Here is a 13,704-nt window from a genome sequence, read left to right as displayed (position 1 = left end):
GATGCATGTCCTTGTGGTCCACAACCGCTACTCCTCGGCGCAGCCGAGCGGGGAGAACAGGGTCGTCGACGAGGAGGTGGGGCTGCTGCGCGCGGCCGGCCACCGGGTCGACCTGTTCGAACGGCGCAGTGACGACATCGCCGGCCGCTCCCTGCCGGGGAAGGTCGCGGTGCCGCTGCTGGTGCCGTGGAACCCGGCGACCCGCGCGGAGCTCGCGGCCCGGCTCCGCGCCGACCGGCCGGACGTGGTGCACGTCCACAACGTGTTCCCGCTGCTCTCGCCCTCGGTGCTCGCCGCCTGCGCGGACGCCGGTGTGCCCGTCGTCACCACGCTGCACAACTACACCCAGGTCTGCCCGCCCGGCACGCTGCACCGGGACGGCCGGCAGTGCACCGAGTGCGTCGGGCCGGCGCTGCCGCTGCCCGCCGTCCGGCACGGCTGCTACCGGAACTCCCGGCTGGCGACGGTGCCGCTCGCGATCAGCCTGGCGGTCAACCGGCGGCGGTGGTGGTCCGGTGTGGAGCGGTTCCTCTGCATCTCCGCGGCGCAGCGCGACGTCCTGGTGCGGTCCGGCATGCCGCCCGAGCGGCTGGCGGTGAAGCACAACTTCGTGCCCGATCCGGGCACCCTGCGGACGGGCGAGGGCGATCATCTCCTCTTCCTCGGCCGGCTCGCGGAGGCCAAGGGCATAGGGCTGCTCATGGCGGCATGGGACGAGATCGCCGCGGGCGGCGGTGTGGGCGTGCCGCTCGTGATCGCCGGGGCGGGGCCGCTGGAACGTGAGGTGACCGCCTGGGCGGCGGGCCGGAACGACGTGCGGTACGCCGGGCTGTGGGACCCGGCGGAGTGCCGGCGGGCTGTCGCGCGGTCGGTGGCCGTGGTGGCTCCCTCACTGGCCATGGAGACCTTCGGCCTGGTGGTCGCGGAGGCGATGGCGGCGGGGGTCCCGGCCGTCGCCGCCGCCCACGGCGCCTTCGTCGAACTCGTCGAGGACGGGGTGACCGGCCTGCTGCACGCGCCGGGCGATCCCTCCTCGCTCGCGTCCCGCATCCGCCGGATCACGGCGGAGCCGGACCGCAACCGGGAGATGGGCGAGGCGGCCCGGCGCCGTTACGAGAAGGGGTTCAGCCCGTCCGTGGGGCTGGAGCGCCTCCTGGAGGAGTACCGCACCGCGATCGCGGTGCGGTCGGGCGGCGGGAACAGCGCGCCGCCGGCAGGGACCGAAGAAGCCGGCTCGTCGCGGGGCACCCGCGCGAGCGGAGATGGGGGGCAGGAGAAATGACACGATGCCGACTCTGCGGTTCGGCGGCGCTGGCCAGCGTCGTCGATCTGGGAGCGACTCCGCCGTGCGAGAGCTTTCTCGCCGCGGACCGACTCGACCAGCCGGAGCCCGCGTACCCGCTGCACCTGCGGGTCTGCACCGACTGCTGGCTCGCGCAGATCCCGCCGCTGATCACACCGGAGGAGACGTTCCAGGAGTACGCGTACTTCTCCTCGTTCTCGACCTCCTGGGTGGAGCACGCGCGCACGTACGTCACCGACGCGGTGGGGCGGGTCGGGCTCGGCCCGGACTCCTTCGTGGTCGAGGTCGCGAGCAACGACGGCTACCTGCTGAAGCACGTGGTGGACCGGGGGATCCGCTGCCTCGGCATCGAGCCGTCGGTGAACGTCGGTGGGGCGGCGCGGGACGCGGGTGTGCCCACGCTGACGGAGTTCCTGTCCCCGGCGACCGGCTCGGCCGTCCGCGCCGAGCACGGGCCGGCGGATCTGGTCGTGGCCAACAACGTGTACGCGCACATTCCCGACGTGGTCGGCTTCACCGAGGGACTGCGCGCCCTGGTCGCCGACGACGGCTGGGTCTCCGTCGAGGTGCAGCACCTGCTGACGCTGATCGAGGAGAACCAGTACGACACGATCTACCACGAGCACTTCCAGTACTACACGGTCGCGTCCGCCGCCCGGGCGCTGGCGAGCGGCGGGCTCACGCTGGTGGACGTCGAGCTGCTGCCCACGCACGGCGGCTCCATCCGGCTGTGGGCGCGGCCGTCCGAGGTCGCCGGCGAGCCGAGCAGCCGGGTGGCCGACGTCCTCGACCGGGAGAAGGCGGCCGGGCTCCAGGAGCTGTCCGGGTACGCGGAGTTCTCCGCCCGGGTGGCCAAGGTGCGCCGGGACCTCCTGCGGTTCCTCATCGACGCCGCCGAGCGCGGCGAGACGGTCGTCGGCTACGGCGCCCCGGGCAAGGGCAACACCCTGCTCAACCACTGCGGCATCCGGCCCGACCTGCTCGCCTACACGGTCGACCGCAACCCCTACAAGCACGGGCGGTTCACGCCGGGCACCCGCATCCCGATCCTGCCGCCCGAGCAGATCGCCGCCGACCGGCCGGACTACGTCCTCGTCCTCCCCTGGAACCTGCGGGACGAGCTGGTCGAGCAGCTTTCCTTCGTGCACGAATGGGGCGGCCGGCTGGTCTTCCCCATCCCGGAACTGAGCATTGTCGAGGTCAAGCCATGAAGGTCGTACTGTTCTGCGGCGGTTATGGACTGCGCATGCGCAGCGGAGCCTCCGACGACATCCCCAAGCCGATGGCGATGGTCGGGCCCCGCCCGCTGATCTGGCACGTCATGCGCTACTACGCGTCCTTCGGGCACACGGAGTTCATCCTGTGCCTCGGGTACGGGGCCCATCACATCAAGGACTTCTTCCTCAACTACGAGGAGACGACGTCCAACGACTTCGTCCTCCGGGGCGGGAAGACCGAGCTGCTCTCCACCGACATCGCGGACTGGACGATCACGTTCGCACAGACCGGCATCGAGTCTCCGATCGGGGAGCGGCTGCGCCGGGTGCGGCACCACCTGGACGGCGACGAGATGTTCCTCGCCAACTACGCCGACGTGCTCACCGACGCCCCGCTGCCGGAGATGATCGACCGGTTCGCCCGGCGCGACGCCGGGGCGTCGATGATGGTGGTGCCGCCGCAGTCCTCGTTCCACTGCGTGGACCTGGGTGAGGACGGTCTCGTCGGGGGCATCACGGCGGTGAGCGACATGCCGCTGTGGGAGAACGGCGGCTACTTCGTGCTCCGCCAGGAGGTCTTCGACCACATACCGGAGAACGGCGACCTCGTCGCCGACGGCTGTGCCCGACTGGCCAAGCAGGGAAGGCTGGTGGCGTACCGGCACCGCGGCTTCTGGAAGCCGACCGACACCGTGAAGGAGCGGGCCGCGCTCGACGCCGCCTACACCCGGGGCGACCGCCCGTGGGCCGTGTGGGAGCGGGACGGTGTGAGCACGAGCGCGCCGGTGGGGTCCGCGTGATCCGGCTCGGCTCCGGGCGCCTGGAACGGATCGTCGCGGTGGGGGCGCACTGCGACGACATCGCCATCGGTGCCGGCGGCACGCTCCTGACGATGTGTCGCGCGCGGCCTGGCGTACGCGTCGACGCGCTGGTGCTCTCCGGCGGCGGCAGCGAGCGCGAGGACGAGGAGCGGGCCGCGCTCGCCGCCTTCTGCCCGGGGGCCGACCTGCGGCCGACCGTGCTCAAGCTGCCGGACGGCCGGCTGCCCGCACACTGGGAGGAGGCCAAGTCCGCGGTCGAGGAGCTGCGCGCCCGGACCGAGCCCGATGTGATCCTCGCGCCGCGTACCGATGACGCCCATCAGGATCATCGTGGCCTGGCGCGGCTGCTTCCCACCGCGTTCCGCGACCATCTCGTGCTGGGCTACGAGATCGTCAAGTGGGACGGCGATCTCGGCCGTCCGGCGGCGTACCAGCCGCTGTCGCCGGAGGTCGCCGAGGAGAAGGTGCGGCTGTTGCAGGAGCACTACCCCTCGCAGCGGCACCGTCCCTGGTACGACCGGGAGGCCTTCCTCGGCCTGGCCCGGATCCGCGGTATCGAATGCCACGCGCGGTACGCCGAGGCGTTCGCCGTCACCAAACTCACTCTCGATCTGGGGGAATGAACCTTGCGCGTACTGCTGACCGGACACCAGGGCTACCTGGGCACCGTGATGGCCCCGGTCCTCGCGGCCGCCGGCCACGAGGTCGTCGGTCTCGACTCCGGCCTGTTCGCGGACTGCGTCCTCGGCCCGTCGCCCGCGGACCCGTCCGGGCACCGGGTGGACCTGCGCGACGTCACGGCCGAGCACGTGGCCGGGGTGGACGCCGTGATCCATCTGGCCGCGCTCTCCAACGACCCGCTGGGGTCGCTGGCTCCGGACCTCACCTACGACATCAACCACCACGCCTCCGTACGGCTCGCCCGGCTGGCCAAGGACGCCGGGGTGCGGCGCTTCCTGTACGCGTCCACCTGCTCGGTCTACGGCGCCGCGGGCGGTGACGAGCTGGTGGCGGAGGACGCCCCGCTGCGCCCGGTGACGCCGTACGCGGAGTCCAAGGTGCGGGTGGAGGACGATCTGCACGCGCTCGCCGACGGCGACTTCAGCCCGGTGTACATGCGTAACGCCACCGCGTTCGGCTTCTCGCCGCGGCTGCGCGCCGACATCGTGCTGAACAACCTGGTGGGGCACGCACTGCTGTCCGGTGAGGTCCTGGTGATGTCCGACGGCACGCCCTGGCGTCCGCTGGTGCACGCCGCGGACATCGCGCGGGCCTTCACGGCAGCGCTGACCGCGCCGCGCGACGCGGTGCACGACCGGGCGTTCAACATCGGCAGCGAGATCAACAACGTCACGGTCGCCGAGATCGCCGAGCAGGTCGCCGAGGCGGTGACCGGCTCGAAGGTGGTGATCACCGGGGAGACCGGTGCCGACCCGCGGTCGTACCGGGTGGACTTCTCCCGGTTCCGGGCGGCGCTGCCCGGCTTCGACTGCGAGTGGACGGTCAAGCGGGGTGCGCTCGAACTCGCCGACGCCTACCAGAAGTTCGGTCTGACCCGGGAGGACTTCGAGCGCCGCTTCACCCGGCTCGCCGTGCTGCGCGCGGCGTCCGGGAACGGCGCCGTCGACGACACCCTGCGGTGGCGCCCGTGACCGCGGCCGGCGAGGAGCCGACGACCTCGGCCGGCGAGCGGATGCACGCGCTGGTGGAGCGGCTGTACCCGCTCTGCCGGAGCATCACCGGCGACGGGGTGCGCGCCACCCTGGACATCGTCGGGGAGTACGTTCCGCTGGAGGTGCACGAGGTGCCGACCGGGACGCAGGTGCTCGACTGGACGGTGCCGCAGGAGTGGAACATCCGGGACGCGTACATCGCCGACTCCGCCGGCCGTCGCGTCGTCGACTTCGCCGCGTCCAGCCTGCATGTGCTCGGCTACAGCGTGCCGGTGTCGCGGACCATGCCGTTGGCCGAGCTGCGGGAACACCTGCACACCCTGCCGGACCACCCGACGTGGGTGCCGTACCGCACCAGCTACTACACGCCGGAATGGGGGTTCTGCCTGGCCCAGGAGACCCTGGACGCGCTGCCGGACGGCGAGTACGAGGTGCGCGTCGACTCCACCCTGGCGGACGGCCACCTCACGTACGCCGAGCACGTGGTCCCGGGGCAGGTCACCGACGAGGTGATCGTGTCCTGCCACGTCTGCCACCCGTCGCTGGCCAACGACAACCTGGCCGGCATCGCGGTGGCGACGTTCCTGGCCATGGCACTGGCCGAGGAGACGCCGTACTACACCTACCGGTTCATCTACGCGCCGGGCACCATCGGGGCGATCACCTGGCTGGCCCGCAACGCGGAGCGGATCGAGAAGGTCAGACACGGGCTCGTGCTGGCCTGTGCCGGCGACCCGGGCCGGCTGACGTACAAGCGGAGCAGGCGCGGCGACGCGGAGATCGACCGGGTGATGTCGCACGTCCTGGCCGCCTCCGAACGCCCGCACCACGTCACCGAGTTCACGCCGTACGGCTACGACGAGCGGCAGTACTGCTCGCCCGGTTTCGATCTCGGTGTGGGCTCGCTCAGCCGGACCCCGTACGCCGGATACCCCGAGTACCACACCTCGGCGGACAACCCGGGCTTCGTCTCCCCGGAGGCGATGGAGGACACGCTGGCCGTCTGCCGCGAGGCGTTCTCCGTGCTCGACCGGAACCGGCGGTACGTCAATCTCAGCCCGTACGGCGAGCCGCAGCTGGGACGGCGCGGGCTGTACGACTCGCTCGGCGGCCGCAGCGACGCGAAGCAGGCACAGATGGCGATGCTGTGGGTGCTCAGCGACGGCGAGCGCGGTCTGCTGGACGTCGCCGAGCGGTCCGGGCTGCCGTTCGACTCGGTCGCCGGCGCGGCCGACGCCCTGGCCGCCGCCGGACTGATCAAGGCGTGACGTGACGAGCACCGAGAGGGAGAAGACGACGACGCCCCCGGACCCGGCCGGACCCGCCCGGCCGACCGCGCGGCGTGCCATGGCCGGCCGGCTGTCCTGGGGCCTCGCCGACCAGGCGGCGTCCAGCGCGACCAACTTCGTGGTGGGCATCTACGTGGCCCGCTCGCTCGGACTGGCCGCGTTCGGCGTGTTCAGCCTGGCCTGGGTGACCTTCGGCGTGGTGCTCGGCGTCTCCCGCGGGCTGGCCACCGACCCGCTCATGGTGCGTTTCAGCGGCGTGCCGGAGGCCTCCTGGCGCGGGGCGGTGGCCCGGTCGTCGGGTACCGCCCTCGGCGTCGGCGTCGCCGTCGGCGCGGCGTGTCTGGCCCTCGGGCTCGGGGTCGGCGGCCCCGTGGGATCCGCGTTCGCCTGCCTCGGCGTCGTCCTGCCGGGGCTGTTGCTCCAGGACGCCTGGCGCTTCTCCTTCTTCGCCGCGGGCGCCGGGCGCAAGGCGTTCGTCAACGACGTCGTGATGGGCGTCGCACTCGTCCCGGCCATGATCGTGGCGGCCCACGTGGGCAGCGTGGCCGCCTTCGTGCTCGCCTGGGGGGCGTCCGCCGCGGTGGCCGCGGGATACGGGTGCCTCCAGTCCGGCATCGCGCCCCGCCCGGCGGGGGCGCGCGCGTGGATGCGCGAGCAGCGCGACCTCGGCTACCGGTACCTCGTCGAGAACGTCGGCGTCAGCGGCGCGGGCCAGCTGCGGGCGTACGGGCTCGGCGCGATCGTCGGCGTCAGCGCGGTCGGGGTGGTCCGGGGCGCCGAGCTGCTGCTCGGTCCGTTCCTCGCCGTCCTGATGGGCCTGTCGCTGGTGACCGTCGCGGAGGCGGCACGGGTGCTGCGGCAGGCCCCGCACCGTCTGCGCGCCTTCTGTCTCCTGCTCGGCGGCGGGCAGGCCGCCGCCGCGCTGCTCTGGGGCGCGGCGCTGCTGCTCGTGCCGGACCGGCTCGGTGAGCTCGTGCTCGGCGACGTCTGGCAGGCCGCCTCGGAGCTCATCGTGCCCGCCACGCTCGGCGTCGCGGCCGCGAGCCTCGGCACCGGCGCGGCGGCCGGACTCCGCGCGCTCGCCGCGGCCCGGCGCAGCCTGCGCTGCCAACTGATCGCCTCCACCCTCTATGTCGGCGGCGGGCTCGGCGGGGCGATCGTCGCCGGCACGGTCGGCTCGGCCTGGGGCGTCGCCGCCGCGACGCTCGGCAGCTCGGCCGTGTGGTGGCTGGAGCTGCGGTCCGCCCTGCGCGAGCACCACCGCACACCCCTTCCCGAAGTGAGGACACCATGACCGCCCCACCCCGGCTCGGCATCGGCCTGCCCGTGTACAACGGCGAGGAGTACCTCGCCGAGGCGCTCGACGCCCTGCTCGGCCAGACCTACGAGGACTTCGAGCTGGTCATCTCCGACAACGCCTCGACCGACGGCACCCAGGACATCTGCCGCGCCTACGCGGCGCAGGACCCCCGCATCCGGTACATCCGGCTGACCCGGAACATAGGTGCCGCGCCGAACCACAACTACGTGTTCACGCAGTGCCGGGGCGAGCTGTTCAAGTGGGCCTCGCACGACGACCTGTACGCCCGGGACCTGCTCCGGCGCTGCGTGGACGCGCTGGACGAGCGGCCGGACGTGATCCTGGCCCACGCCGACCAGGCCGTCATCGACGAAGAGGGCCGGGTGAAGGTCCCGTACGAGTACACGCTCGCCACGGACTCGCCGCGCGCCCCGGAGCGCTTCCGCAGCATGCTCTTCGAGCCCGGCGGGGACGACTTCTACGGGGTGATGCGGGCCGACGTACTGCGCCGGGTGAAGCCGCACGACAGCTACCACCACGCGGACCGCACGTTCGTCTCCGAGATCGGGCTGCACGGGCCCTTCCACCAGGTCCCGGAGCTGCTGTACTTCCGCCGGGACCACCCCACCCGCGCCGAGCGGGCCAACCCCTCGAAGCGCTCCCGGTGCGTCAACCTGGACCCGCGCCGGGCCGGCCCGCTGCACCCGACGCCCCGGCTGCTCGCCGAGTACGTCTGGGGCTTCGTCGCGGCGATCCGGCGGGCGCCGTTGTCGCCGGCGGACCGGCGCGCGTGCTACGGCCACCTCGTCTCCTGGGCGGCCAGCCGGGCCCGGCCGGGCGCCGGCGAGCGGGTCGAGGACCGCGCCCCGGTCGTGCCGGACCGGCTCGCCGTCTCCCTCGACGCCCTCGTGGCCGGCCGGGAAGGCAGGCGTGCATGAGGCCCCCCGCACGCCCTCCCACGCGACCTCCGGTGCGCGTCGGACTGTTCGGTCTGCTCGGCTCCGGCAACCTCGGCAACGACGGGTCGATGGAGGCGGTCCTCGGCTGGCTCCGCCGGGACCACCGGGACGCGGTCGTGGACGCGATGTGCGGCGGTCCCGAGGTCGTACGGCTCCGGCACCGGCTCCCGGCGACACGGCTGCACTGGTACCGCGGGGAGTACCGGACCGCGTCACGCGCGGGCGCGGTCGCGGGGAAGGGGTTCGGCAAGCTCGTCGACGCCGTCCGCACCGCCGCCTGGGTGCGCCGGCACGATGTGGTGATCGTGCCGGGCATGGGCGTCCTGGAGGCCACGCTGCCGCTCCGGCCGTGGGGCTTCCCGTACGCGCTGTTCCTGCTCTGCGCGTCCGGCCGGCTGTTCGGCACCCGGGTCGCGCTGGTCGGCGTCGGCGCCGCCCCGATCGGCAACCGGGCGACCCGCTCCCTGGTCCGCCGCTCGGCGCGGCTCGCCGCGTACCGGTCGTACCGGGACGACCAGTCCCGCGACGCCCTGCGGGCGATGGGTGTGGACACCACGCGCGACGCGGTCCACCCGGACCTCGCCTTCGCCCTGCCGGCACCGCCGTCGAGCACCCCCGCGGGGACGCCGGGCCCGGTGTGCGTCGGCGTCATGGCCTTCCACGGCGGTGACGACGACCGTGCCCGGGCCGAGGAGATCCACCGGCGCTACCTGGACGGGACGACCCGCTTCGTCCGCGCCCTCGTGGCGGACGGCCGGCCGGTCCGGCTGCTCACCGGCGACGAGGTCGACCGCGAGGTGGTGGACGCGATCCTCGACGCGGTGGACTCCCCGCTGGTCACCGCCGCCGGGACGGCCTCGCTCGACGACCTGATGAAGGAGATGGCGGCCGCCGAGGCGGTGGTGGCGACCCGCTACCACAACCTGGTCTGCGCGCTGAGGGTCGGCGTGCCGACGCTCGCGCTCAGCTACGCCGCGAAGAGCGACGCGCTCATGGACCGGATGGGCCTCGGCGCGTACTGCCACCCGGCCCGCGAGGTCGATGCCGACCGGCTGCTCGACCGGTTCCGGGAGCTGGAGAAGCACGCGGCGGAGCTGCGGCAGACCCTCGCCGAGCGCAACCTGACCGTCGCCCGGGAGCTCGACGAGCAGTTCACCGCCCTGACCGCGGCCGTGTTCCCGAGCACCGTCCCTGACCACGCCCACGCCCTGCGGGAGACCCCATGAAAGCGATCCGCGTCCCGGAGATCGACGGCGCCTACCTGTTCGAGCCGACGCCGTACGCCGACGAGCGCGGCTTCTTCTGCCGCACGTTCGACGCCGACGTGGTCCGCTCGGTGGGCCTCGACCCGGACGTCTTCGTCCAGGACAGCGTGTCCCGTTCGGTCCGGGGCGTGCTGCGCGGCATGCACCTGCGCTCCGGCGCCGGCGAGGCCAAGCTGGTGCGGTGCTCGTACGGCAGGATCTTCGACGTCGTCGTGGATCTGCGGACGGACTCGCCGACCTACCGCAACCGGGCGTTCTTCGAACTGTCCGGCGAGTCGCAGTCGACCCTCTACATCCCCGCGGGGTGCGCGCACGGCTTCCAGGCGCTGACCGAGACCGCCGACACCTCGTACCGGATCGACCGGCCGCACGACCCGGCCGAGGACGTGACGATCGCCTTCGACGACCCGGAACTCGCCATCCCCTGGCCGCTGCCGCCCGTGTCGATGTCCCCGCGGGACCGGGAGGCACCCCGCCTCGCCGAGGCCCTGAAGCACAAGTCCTGACGCCCTGGAGAGGGGAAGTCCGCGTGGACACCCGAGAGACCGAAGCGACCCGAGAGTCCGTGGAGACCGCAGAGTCCGTGGAGACCGCGGAGTCGGCAGCGACTGCCGAGTCCGCAGCGACCGAGGAGTTCTTCTCCCTGCCCCGGTCGCGGCAGGCGAACGAGCGGCTGCACGCCCTGATCCCCGGGGGCGCGCACACCTATGCCAAGGGCGACGACCAGTACCCCGAGGACCTGGCCCCGGTCATCAGCCACGGCCACGGCGCGCACGTGTGGGACGTCGACGGCAACCGCTACATCGAGTACGGCTCGGGGCTGCGTTCGGTCAGTCTCGGCCACGCCCACCCGCGCGTGCTCGAAGCGGTACGGCGGGAGATCGGCCGCGGCGGCAACTTCGTCCGGCCGTCCATCGTGGAGGTCGAGGCCGCGGAGCGCTTCCTGGCCACCGTGCCGACCGCGGAGATGGTCAAGTTCGCGAAGAACGGCTCCGACGTCACCACCGCCGCGGTGCGCCTCGCCCGCGCCGTCACCGGGCGCCCTCGGGTGGCCGTCTGCGGCGACCACCCGTTCTTCTCCGTCGACGACTGGTTCATCGGCACCACGCCGATGTCCGCCGGCATCCCGGCGGCGACCACCGAGCTCACCGTGGCGTTCCCCTACGGCGACCTGGCCGCCACGGAGGAGCTGCTGAGCCGGTACCGGGGCGAGGTCGCCTGTCTGATCCTCGAACCCGCCGGGCACACCGAACCCCCGCCCGGGTACCTCGCCGGCCTGCGCGAGCTGGCCGACCGGCACGGCTGCGTCCTGGTCTTCGACGAGATGATCACCGGTCTGCGCTGGTCCGAGGCGGGGGCGCAGGGTCTGTACGGCGTCGCCCCCGACCTCTCGACGTTCGGCAAGGCGCTGGGCAACGGGTTCGCCGTCTCCGCGCTGGCCGGGCGCCGCGAGCTGATGGAGTGGGGCGGGCTGCGTCACTCCGGCGAGCGGGTCTTCCTGCTGTCGACCACGCACGGCGCGGAGACGCACTCGCTCGCCGCGGCGACGGCCGTGCAGACCACCTACGTCGAGGAGGGCGTCACCGCGCGACTGCACGCCCTCGGCGAGCGGCTGGCCGCGGGAGTGCGCGAGGCCGCCGCCGCCATGGGCGTCGGCGACCACCTCGTCGTCCGGGGCCGGGCCAGCAATCTGGTCTTCGCCACCCTCGACGAGAACCGGCAGCCGTCACAGGAGTACCGCACGCTGTTCCTGCGCCGGCTCCTCGCGGGTGGGGTGCTCGCCCCGTCGTTCGTGGTGAGCAGCGCGCTCGACGACGAGGACATCGTCCGCACGGTGGACGTGGTGGCCGAGGCGTGCGCGGTGTACCGGAAGGCACTGGACGCGGCCGACCCCACGCCGTGGCTGGGCGGGCGGCCGGTCAAGCCCGTCTTCCGGCGCCTGGTGTGAGGCGGTCCGACGTGACGTCGCGGGGGGGGGGGGGGGGGGGGGGGGGGGGGGGGGGGGGGGGGGGGGCCCCCCCCCCCCCCCCCCCCCCCCCCCCCACCTCAACGGGGCTTCCCACGAACGGAGTCGGCCACCCGATCTACCACCCACGCGGTCGCCGGGATCACCGCCAGCGCGGTGAACCAGCCACCGAGGGCGTCGGTCGGATAGTGGGCCCCCAGGACGACCTGCGCCCAGCCCATGGCGACGCCCGCGACCAGCGCCACGAGCAGCACGAGCACCGTTCCGGCCGTCCTGCCGAGGCCGGACCGGCCGGTCACGAGCAGCGTCAGGACGAGGGCGAGCGCGGTGAGGAAGGCGGTGTGCCCGCTCGGGTACGACAGGTTCTCGTCGCCGTGGATGGTGCGTCCCACCAGGTGCTTGAGGAGCCTCGTGGTGACCACGGCGAGGCCGACGCCCGCGACGACGAGCACCGCCGCGCGAGGCCGACGCAGCAGCAGACAGCCCGTGACGACGGCCAGGACCAGGGCCGCCGCGCCCACGGGTTCACCCAGGAAGTCCGTGGCCAGGGCCACGTCACGCGCCCGCGGGCCCACGCCCTCGATCGCTGCCAGGATCCGCGCGTCCGCGCTGCCGGGCCGGCCGGCATCGGTGTACAGGACGCCGAGCGCGACGACCCCCAGGGCGGCGAAGGCCGCCGTCAGTCCGAGCGCTCCGCGCATCGGCGGGGGCAGCACCGCGGGCGCGGGCCGGTCCCCTTCGGCCAGGCGTTCCAATACGAGCCCCCCGTCGCGTCCGGCCGTCGTGGCCGGGCCTGCCTCCCACGACCCTATACCGCGAACAGGGCCGGTTCTGGGCCGATTTCGGCTATGGCCGGGCGGCCGTCACGTCGACGTGGGCGAGGTGCGCGAGGGGGTGCCGCTCGCCCTTCAGCATGTCGTCGAACCGTGTGTCGTGGGTGAGGTACCGGCGGAAGAAGGCCTCGACGTAGGCCGCGCCGAGCCGGCGCCGGCTCGTCTCGGTCAGCTGGGCTGCGCAGACGGAGCCACCGCGGTCGGTGCACCGGCCGGGCCGGGCGGGGGCGTGGGTGGCGTCGTCGCGGGCGGCGACCTCCCCGCTCTGCGACCACCACTCCGTGTGGAAGTAGTTGTGGTTCGCGCCGTGGATCGCGAGCGGGTGGAAGCCGGCGGCGCTCCGGGCGGTGGCGTCGGCGGCGAACTCGAAGGCCTCACGGCCGACCTGGCCGTCGCAGGTCCCGCGCAGCACGGCCATCGGGATCCGCGTGATCCCGTAGGCGGTCATGTCCTCGGTCATGACGTTGTAGGCGGGGGCCAGTGCCGGGACCGCCCGGACCTCGACCCCGGCGGGCCACTTGTCCTTGTGCCGGTCGGCCGCCTGCCGCGAGTTCGGCGGCGGACCGGGCCTCCGCCGCGGCCCGGTCCGCACAGGTCTCGTGCCAGCCGTGCAGCTGGACGACGAGGGGCCGGGGCGTGGTGCCGAGATCCGTCGGGTAGTGCACGGTCCCGGCGAGCTCGACCGGCTCACCGGTTCCCGGCAACCGATAGGCCTGGTCCCCAGGTCGTAGGTGACGGTGGCGACGCCCTTCGAGGTCCCGGCGGCGTCGGGGACGACAGGGGTGGTGGGGACGACAGCGGCGGCGGGAGTGGCGGCGAGGCGGGGCTCCCGGTCAGGGCCTGCGGTCCGAAGAGGGCCGCCGTGGCGGCGGCGAGTGCGCAGGCGCCCGGCAGACGGCGAGCGGCCGTGGATGTGTCGGCGTGGTTCAGGAGTCGGTCTCCATGAGCGGTGAACGGCGTGCCGTGTGTGCGTGGGGGGGCGGGAGAGGCGCCCGCACCCCCCCCCCGGAGGTGTGGCGCGCGGCGGCCCACGTAGCACGGGAGCTTGCCGTTTATCACGGAGACCACTACAGGAAGT

General features: G+C 73.4%; 13 protein-coding genes. 11 read left to right on the top strand and 2 right to left on the bottom strand.

Annotated elements, in window-relative coordinates; genetic code table 11:
* Position 1 precedes the first annotated feature (1 nt).
* From ACZ4XX_RS19840 to ACZ4XX_RS19790, 11 genes are all read left to right on the top strand, one after another.
* The gene (locus tag ACZ4XX_RS19840; protein WP_468509154.1) at positions 2-1,282 is read left to right on the top strand and encodes a glycosyltransferase; all 1,281 of its coding nucleotides are present in this window, start codon (positions 2-4) and stop codon (positions 1,280-1,282) included.
* Positions 1,279-2,514, top strand: a complete 1,236-nt coding sequence (locus ACZ4XX_RS19835; protein ID WP_468509153.1) for a class I SAM-dependent methyltransferase — start codon at positions 1,279-1,281, stop codon at positions 2,512-2,514. The genes ACZ4XX_RS19840 and ACZ4XX_RS19835 overlap by 4 nt, the downstream gene beginning before the upstream one ends.
* A complete protein-coding gene (locus tag ACZ4XX_RS19830) occupies positions 2,511-3,320 on the top strand; it encodes a glycosyltransferase family protein (RefSeq protein WP_468509152.1) in 810 nt (269 codons plus the stop codon). Before ACZ4XX_RS19835 ends, ACZ4XX_RS19830 begins: the two co-directional genes overlap by 4 nt.
* A complete protein-coding gene (locus ACZ4XX_RS19825; RefSeq protein WP_468509151.1) occupies positions 3,317-3,964 on the top strand; it encodes a PIG-L deacetylase family protein in 648 nt (215 codons plus the stop codon). The genes ACZ4XX_RS19830 and ACZ4XX_RS19825 overlap by 4 nt, the downstream gene beginning before the upstream one ends.
* Positions 3,965-3,967: 3 nt before the next feature.
* Positions 3,968-4,993, top strand: coding sequence for an NAD-dependent epimerase/dehydratase family protein (locus tag ACZ4XX_RS19820; RefSeq protein ID WP_468509150.1), 1,026 nt, complete (start codon positions 3,968-3,970; stop codon positions 4,991-4,993).
* Between the two features lie 41 nt (positions 4,994-5,034).
* Positions 5,035-6,282: a DUF4910 domain-containing protein gene (locus ACZ4XX_RS19815; protein WP_468509224.1), complete on the top strand. Its 1,248-nt coding sequence runs from the start codon at positions 5,035-5,037 to the stop codon at positions 6,280-6,282.
* Between the two features lies 1 nt (position 6,283).
* The gene (locus tag ACZ4XX_RS19810) at positions 6,284-7,597 is read left to right on the top strand and encodes a hypothetical protein (RefSeq protein WP_468509149.1); all 1,314 of its coding nucleotides are present in this window, start codon (positions 6,284-6,286) and stop codon (positions 7,595-7,597) included.
* Entirely contained in the window at positions 7,594-8,541 is a 948-nt protein-coding gene (locus ACZ4XX_RS19805) for a glycosyltransferase family 2 protein (RefSeq protein WP_468509148.1), read from the top strand. Before ACZ4XX_RS19810 ends, ACZ4XX_RS19805 begins: the two co-directional genes overlap by 4 nt.
* The gene (locus ACZ4XX_RS19800; RefSeq protein ID WP_468509147.1) at positions 8,538-9,788 is read left to right on the top strand and encodes a polysaccharide pyruvyl transferase family protein; all 1,251 of its coding nucleotides are present in this window, start codon (positions 8,538-8,540) and stop codon (positions 9,786-9,788) included. Before ACZ4XX_RS19805 ends, ACZ4XX_RS19800 begins: the two co-directional genes overlap by 4 nt.
* A complete protein-coding gene (locus ACZ4XX_RS19795) occupies positions 9,785-10,333 on the top strand; it encodes a dTDP-4-dehydrorhamnose 3,5-epimerase family protein (RefSeq protein WP_468509146.1) in 549 nt (182 codons plus the stop codon). The genes ACZ4XX_RS19800 and ACZ4XX_RS19795 overlap by 4 nt, the downstream gene beginning before the upstream one ends.
* A gap of 77 nt (positions 10,334-10,410) precedes the next feature.
* The gene (locus ACZ4XX_RS19790) at positions 10,411-11,775 is read left to right on the top strand and encodes a glutamate-1-semialdehyde 2,1-aminomutase (protein WP_468509223.1); all 1,365 of its coding nucleotides are present in this window, start codon (positions 10,411-10,413) and stop codon (positions 11,773-11,775) included.
* 98 nt (positions 11,776-11,873) lie between these two features.
* On the opposite strand, the gene ACZ4XX_RS19785 is transcribed toward ACZ4XX_RS19790, so the two are convergent.
* Together ACZ4XX_RS19785 and ACZ4XX_RS19780 are read right to left on the bottom strand one after the other, a co-directional pair.
* Positions 11,874-12,494: a phosphatase PAP2 family protein gene (locus tag ACZ4XX_RS19785; RefSeq protein ID WP_468509222.1), complete on the bottom strand. Its 621-nt coding sequence runs from the start codon at positions 12,492-12,494 to the stop codon at positions 11,874-11,876.
* Positions 12,495-12,639: 145 nt separating this feature from the next.
* Entirely contained in the window at positions 12,640-13,218 is a 579-nt protein-coding gene (locus tag ACZ4XX_RS19780; protein ID WP_468509145.1) for a hypothetical protein, read from the bottom strand.
* Between the last annotated feature and the right edge of the window lie 486 nt (positions 13,219-13,704).

It is taken from the genome of Streptomyces sp. NPDC029956 (assembly GCF_055574655.1).
Note: the sequence above shows the minus strand (reverse complement) of the source record. Positions and strands in the feature narration are given on the sequence as shown.